Source organism: Terriglobales bacterium, assembly GCA_035573675.1.
Lineage (GTDB): Bacteria > Acidobacteriota > Terriglobia > Terriglobales > Acidobacteriaceae > DATMAB01.
Genome location: DATMAB010000019.1, coordinates 1 through 6,639 on the forward strand (window position 1 = coordinate 1; position 6,639 = coordinate 6,639).

Sequence of the window (6,639 nt, forward strand, 5' to 3'; positions counted from 1 at the left end):
CCACCGGTTCCGCCACAACCGAGCTTACTTCCGCGACCACCGGAGTGGTCGGCTTGGATGGCCTGCAAATGCAGTCCTCCGGCTCCAGCGCCAGCCAGGGCTCCGTCATCGCCTCATCCAGCAAGAACGTGTCATTGGAGAGCGGAACGCGACTGTTGCTGCGAGTCGTAGGCGAGAAGTAGGGCAGAGCATGGGGAGGGTTAGGACCGTGGCTCGTCCACGGTCCGCACCTCCCAGGAACTGTCAGAGTTGACAGTTGCGCGGGCCGCCGTCGTGTCGCAGAATAGCCGCGAAACATAAGGGTTGACTTTGCGCTTTGCGGGCTAATTCTGCTTGCTGTAGAATGCTTTGCGGTCACGCTGACCCTCGCAGGTGTAGCGGCAGCGTCTCTAGGTTTTCCCGTTATCCTGAATCAGCAGCCTTATTTTTCGGTGACTTGGAAGAAAGTTCCGGAGGATGCAGACATGCACTGTCGCACACAGAGTCGTACCTACTTTGCCCTGTTGGGCATGGCGCTGCTGGTGATGGCGTCGTCGCCGGCCTGGGCTCAGGGCGATGCAGCGGTTCCCAAGGTGGATATTTTCGCCGGCTATTCCTGGATGAACCCGGGCGGGTCGCTGGCTGGCGTGAAGATCGACGAGATGCCGCGCGGCTTCGGTGTCGCTGCCACCTACAACATCGACAAGTGGTGGGGAATCTCGTTCGATGTCGGCGGGCAGTACGGCGATAACGCGGACGCCATGACGTTGATGGTCGGCCCGCGGTTCACCTTCCGCCAGGAAGACGAGCGCGTGCGGCCGTTCCTCCAGTTCCTCGCAGGTTGGCACCGGCTGTCGCCGGAAGGACTGGACTCGCAGAACGGTTTCGGGGTGGCCACCGGCGGCGGGCTGGATGTCATTTTGACCCGACGGGTCGACCTTCGCCTGATTCAAGCCGACTATGTCTACGGCCACCACAACTTCGGACCCGTCCTGGGTCGCACCAACCTGAATGGCGCGCGGCTGCGCACCGGAATCGTGCTCAAGTTCGGGATTGAGGAACCCATTCCGCCCAGCGCCAGTTGCATGGCCGAACCCAGCGAAGTGATGGCGGGCGAAGCCGTACGAGTCACGGCCACCGGAGCCAACTTCCCCCAAAACGCCACCCTGGTCTATTCCTGGAGCTCGACCGGCGGAACAGTGACGGGAGAGGGCAATGTGGGCACGGTGAACACCACCGGCCTGGGGCCGGGCAGCTACACGGTGACGGCGCGCGTTTCCGACAACAAGAAGAAATCGGCGGAGTGCTCCGCCAGCTTCAGTGTGAAGGAACCGCCGAGGAATCCTCCTCGGATCTCCTGCTCGGCCAATCCGACCACGGTGCAGGCGGGTGAGTCGTCGACCATCACCTGCTCGTGCACCAGCCCGGATGGGCGGCCAGTCACGATCGGCGGATGGAGCTCCAGTGGCGGGCGGCTGTCAGGCAGCGGTGCCAGCGCAACGCTGGATACGACCGGCGCGTCGGCGGGCAGCATCAACGTCAGCGCAACTTGTACCGATGACCGCGGCCTGTCGGATTCGACCAGCACTGCGGTGAACGTGACCGTACCGCCGCCACCGCCGCAGGCGGAGAAGATGAGCGAGTGCGAATTCCCCAACAAGGCCAAGCCGGGACGCGTCGACAACACCTGCAAGGCCGTGCTGGATGACGTGGCGCTGCGCTTGCAGCGTGACGCCGATTCGCGCCTCGTGATCGTCGGGCAGGCGGATGCGAACGAGAGGAGGGCGGCGCAGTTGTCCATGCAGCGCGCGGACAACAGCAAGGCTTATCTCGTGAAGGAAAAGGGCATCGATGCCAGCCGCATCGAGACCCGAGCCGGCAGCGAAGGCGGCAGGCGGGCGGAGATGGTGATCGTCCCGCCGGGCGCCACCTACTAGCGACGGGACGTAGACCGCGCTGGAGGCAGCCGGTGAGCTGCCAGGGAGTCGAGAAGCTCAATGGCCGGCGGGTGGACACGCCCGACCGGCCATTGCCTCTCTAGGCTCCGGTAACTTGCCGGAAGGAAGCTTCTCAGGCAGGCTGGGGGAGTTCGGCTCGCCGGAACCCCCGCCGAAGCGAGTCTCTGGGTGAATATGAGCAAGTCTCTTGCAACTCGCACTGGTAGCTTCATTCTTCTTTTCCTCGCAGGATTCCTTGTGGCCTTGCCTGCCGGAGCGACCTCGGAATGGGTCCCGCTCGGTCCCGAAGGGGGCGATGTCCGCACACTGGCCTACGACCCGTCCAATCCGGACCGCATCCTGCTGGGCACCAGCGCCGGCCAACTCTTCGTGTCGAACAACGGAGGCACGAGTTGGGAGCGCTCGGCCCGGTTAGGCAGCTCGGACACTCTGGTCCTGGATCACATCGTGTTCGATCCTTCCCGACCCAGCGTGATCTACGTTTCCGGCTGGGATATTGAGAAGAACGGTGGCGATACCTACCGCAGCCGCGACGGCGGACGGACGTGGCAGGCCTTGCCCGGGTTGCACGGCAAGTCGGTACGGGCGTTGGCGGTGGCGCCGTCGGACCCGCGCATCCTGGTGGCCGGGGCGCTGGACGGCGTGTTTCGCTCCCCCGATGGCGGCGACACCTGGCAGCGCATCTCACCAGAGTTTCATGCCGAGATCCGCAACATTGAGAGCATCGCCATCGATCCCCGCAGCCCCGATATCGTCTACGCCGGCACCTGGCACCTGCCCTGGAAGACCACCGACGGCGGGCGAAGCTGGGCCCGCATCGACCGCGGCGTCATCGACGATTCCGATGTGTTCTCCATCATCATCGACCGGGAGAATCCGGCGGTCGTCTACGCGAGCGCCTGCTCGGGAATCTACAAGAGCCAGAACGGCGGAGAACAGTTCCGCAAGATTCAGGGCATTCCGGCCTCCGCACGCCGGACGCGCGTGCTGCGCCAGGATCCGCAGCGGCGTCAGGTCGTCTACGCCGGCACCACCGAAGGACTGTGGCGCACCGAGGATGGCGGGAGCCGCTGGATGCGCCTCACTGCGCCCAATTACATCATCAACGACGTCCTGGTGGATCCTCGTGACTCCAATCGCGTGCTCCTGGCGACGGATCGGGCGGGCGTCGTGGTCAGCCAGGACGGGGGTCGCACCTTCCGGGCTTCCAACCGCGGATTCTCGCACCGCCGCGTGGAGACCTTGGCGCTCGATCCCTTCCGCTCCGACACGCTGTATGCCGGGGTGCTCAATGACAAGGAGTTCGGCGGCGTGTTTGTCTCCCGCAACAGCGGGCAACAGTGGACCCAGTTGAGCGATGGCCTCGGCGGCAGTGACGTATTCGCCCTCCGCGTGGGAGATGACGGCACGGTAGTGGCGGGCACCAACCGCGGCGTGTTCGCGCACGACCGCAAGCTGGGCCGCTGGAAGCCCATCAACGTGGTCGAGGAATCACCGGCAGCGCCGGCGCGGCGTGGCCGTAAGGCCCCGGCACCGCGAACCTCGTCTCTCAAATCGCGCGTGGCCGACCTGGCGCTGACCCCCCAAGGCTGGTACGCGGCCACTTCCGTCGGATTGCTGGTCAGCCAGAACCACGGCCGCTCCTGGCGGCGCCTGCAGAGCGTTGCCCCGCTGGAGTATGTTGCCGTCCGCGCCTCGGGCGACCAGGTCATCGCCGCATCGCGGAAGGCAGTCATGGTCTCCCGCGACGGGGGCTCGACCTGGTTAGCGGCGCGCCTGCCCTCTTTCGTGAGCACCGTCTACGGCGTCGAGCTGGATGACCGCGGCGGGCTGTGGCTGGCCACGCGGGAAGGCGCTTTCCTCAGTCGCGATGGTGGGCGGTCCTTTTCACGCGTCCTGGGTGGCTTGCCGGACCAGAACATCCGCGTCTTCTTGTGGGATGCGCACCGCGGCCGCCTCCTGGCCGCGTCAGGTGCCACGCACGGCGTCTTCGAAAGCCGCGATGGCGGAACCACGTGGAACCGTCTAGCCCAGACCTCCTGGCCGCTGCGCAGCCTGGCTTCCCGTCCGGACCGGCTCTTCGCCGTGACTGTTTTTGACGGCGTAGTCGCGGTGCCGCAGCCGGAGGTGGCCAGCCGGGCCGCCGCCGGCGGGGCCAGCGAATAGCTTCCCGTTCCGGGAAATCGTTGGTTCGCGCGCTAAGCTCTTGGCGGCAAGGCCTTTGGCGCGGGTCTCGCCTGAGATTGGGCTAGCCATCTGTTCCATGTTGGGAACAATCGGCACGTCAATTTTTCTCCCGACGCGCCAGCCTTTCAGCGCCAAGCCCTTCACCCACAGTCAGTTGCGGGTCCTTTCCGAAAAGCGGAAGCAGGTTTGCTTTGGGAATGGACATGGCCCCCTCCGGGACCGCCCGTTCTGCAGACCGGTTCTCCCTGCTGCTGGCGCAAGCGGCGCTCGCGCAGCAGAACAGTGGCCAATTGCTGCGCGCCGTCCTGCTGGCTTCGCCGCTGCCCACCTTGGCGCTCGGCGTTGCCGGTGAAGTGCTCCTCTGGAATCCGGCGGCGGAACGCGTATTCGGATGGAACGTCAGCGAAGTGCTGGGCCGGCTCCTGCCTATCGTTCCTGATGAAGAGAAGGCGCATTTTGAGGACGTGCGCCGCCAGGTGTCGCAAGGCGGGCAATTCGCGGATGTGGCCGTGCGCTGCCGGAAGCGGGATGGCACCAGCGTAGAGGTTTCCCTCTCCAGCGCGCCGATCCGCGACGTTGCCGGCCGCACTCTCGGTATCATGGCTGTCCTGCAGGACGTAGGCGAGCGCCGCCGGCTGGAGGAGGACCTGCGCCGGGCGCAGAAACTTGAGGCCTTGGGCCGGCTGGCCGCGGGTGTGGCGCATGACTTCAACAACCTCACTACCGCCGTCCTGCTCTATAGCGAACTGTTGCTGGGCCAGCTGAACCCGCGGAGCCGGCTGCGCCGCTACGCGGAGGAGATCCAGCGGGCGGGCGAACGCGGCACCACCCTGGTGAACCAACTGCTTGCCTACACCGGCCAGCAGTCGTTTCATCCGCAACCCGTGGACCTCAACGAACTGCTGGCGGACATGGATGACCTTCTCCGCCGCCTGTTGGGCGAGGACGTGGAACTGGCTCTGGAACTGGCGGCCGACCTGGGTTGGATTGTCGCCGACCGTTCGCAACTGGAGCAGGTGGTCCTGAACCTTGTCGCCAATGCGCGCGATGCCATGCCCACTGGCGGACGCCTGACCCTGCGGACCGCGCGGGTCGATGCCACAACGCCGGCTGTTCCGCTTCCGGCTCCGGCATGGGTCCTGCTGGAGGTGCGGGACACCGGCGTCGGGATGGACGCGGAGACGCGCCAGCGCGCCTTCGATCCCTTCTTCACCACCAAAGTCCCGGGGAAGGGCACGGGTCTGGGTCTGGCCACGGTGGAGCGCGTGGTGCAGGGCGCCGGCGGCGTCATCCAGCTGGAAAGCCAACCCGGGTACGGTACCACCGTCCGCATCTTGTTTCCGCGAGTGGAACCGGCGGACGCACGGCCCCGAGAGCCGTTCCCTTCGCCTCCTGAGACTCGTGAACGCGAAACCGTGCTCCTGGTGGAGGACGAAGATGCCGTTCGGCACTCCCTGGCGGAGTCGCTGGGGCGCTGCGGGTACCGCGTGCTGACGGCGCGCCATGCTCAGGAGGCCCTGCAGGTTGTGAGGCGTCACCGGGAACCGATCCACCTGGTGATTGCCGACCTCGTCCTGCCCGGCATGAGCGGGCGGGAGCTGGGCGACCGGCTGGCGGGTTTGCGGCCCGGCCTGCCCATCCTGTTCATCTCCGGCTACAGCGACGAGGCCCGCCTGGCCCAACTCAGCGGGCGGCCCTTCTTTGCCAAGCCCTTCTCCGCCGGCAGCCTGGCGCGCCGCATCCGGGAGATGCTGGACGCACCGGCTGCGCCGGGCTCCGAGTTTGCCACCTGAGAGGTTCTGTCGCCGAGGGGGAAAGAGGACATACAATGCACCCAGCCGTCACCATGCCAGCGGTTCGAGAGCTACCGCGATCGGAGACCTTGCACGTGCTTATCGTGGACGACGAACCCGCCGTCCGCGAGGGCTGCCGCGAAGTGGCCGAAGGCCTGGGGTTTCGCGTGTCGGTGGCCGACAGCGCTCCTGCGGCCTACCGCATCCTGGAAGCCGAATCTATCGACCTGTGCCTGCTGGACCTGCGTCTGCCCGGGGCGGGCGGAATCGAAGTGCTGCAGGAGCTCCGCCGCCGCCGGCCGGAGGCCGAGGTGGTGGTCATAACCGGCTATGCCACTGTGCAGTCAGCCGTGGAAGCCATGAAGTTGGGCGCCTGCGACTACGTCGCCAAGCCCTTCCACGCGGAGGAACTGCGGCTGCTGCTGGAGCGTGTGGCACGCCAGATCCGGCTCTCCACCGAGAATCGCCTGCTGCGGGAGAAGGTTCGCAACCGCAGGGGATTCGCCGGCATGGTCGGCCACTCCAGGGAGATGGAAAAGCTCTACCGCATCATCTCCAAGGTGGCCTCCAGTTCCCATCCGGTTTTGATCCAGGGCGAGAGCGGCACGGGCAAGGAACTGGTGGCCCGCTCCATCCATTTTTCCGGCTCCTACCGCGACAAGCCCTTCATCCCGGTGGACTGCGGGGCGCTGGTGCCCACGCTCATCGAAAGCGAGCTCTTC

At 66.0% G+C, this 6,639-nt stretch carries 5 protein-coding genes; all 5 read left to right on the plus strand.

Translation table 11 applies throughout. The features are described from left to right. Positions 1-182 (plus strand): hypothetical protein (locus tag VNK82_09280; GenBank protein HXE91141.1); only part of this gene is annotated, 182 nt, incomplete at its 5' end. Between the two features lie 282 nt (positions 183-464). Then, the gene (locus tag VNK82_09285) at positions 465-1,916 is read left to right on the plus strand and encodes an outer membrane beta-barrel protein (protein HXE91142.1); all 1,452 of its coding nucleotides are present in this window, start codon (positions 465-467) and stop codon (positions 1,914-1,916) included. 258 nt (positions 1,917-2,174) lie between these two features. Beyond that, complete coding sequence (locus VNK82_09290; GenBank protein HXE91143.1) at positions 2,175-4,103, plus strand: hypothetical protein; 1,929 nt, start codon at positions 2,175-2,177, stop codon at positions 4,101-4,103. A 224-nt stretch (positions 4,104-4,327) separates the two neighbouring features. After that, positions 4,328-5,917, plus strand: coding sequence for an ATP-binding protein (locus tag VNK82_09295; GenBank protein HXE91144.1), 1,590 nt, complete (start codon positions 4,328-4,330; stop codon positions 5,915-5,917). Between the two features lie 95 nt (positions 5,918-6,012). Then, positions 6,013-6,639, plus strand: a 627-nt coding sequence (locus VNK82_09300) for a response regulator (protein ID HXE91145.1), incomplete at its 3' end; no start/stop codon positions are given.

Excerpts from the sequence above, each read along its gene's own strand:
- VNK82_09295 (HXE91144.1), top strand. The coding sequence starts at position 4,328 with ATGGCCCCCTCCGGGACCGCCCGTTCTGCAGACCGGTTCTCCCTGCTG.
- VNK82_09285 (HXE91142.1), top strand. The coding sequence starts at position 465 with ATGCACTGTCGCACACAGAGTCGTACCTACTTTGCCCTGTTGGGCATG.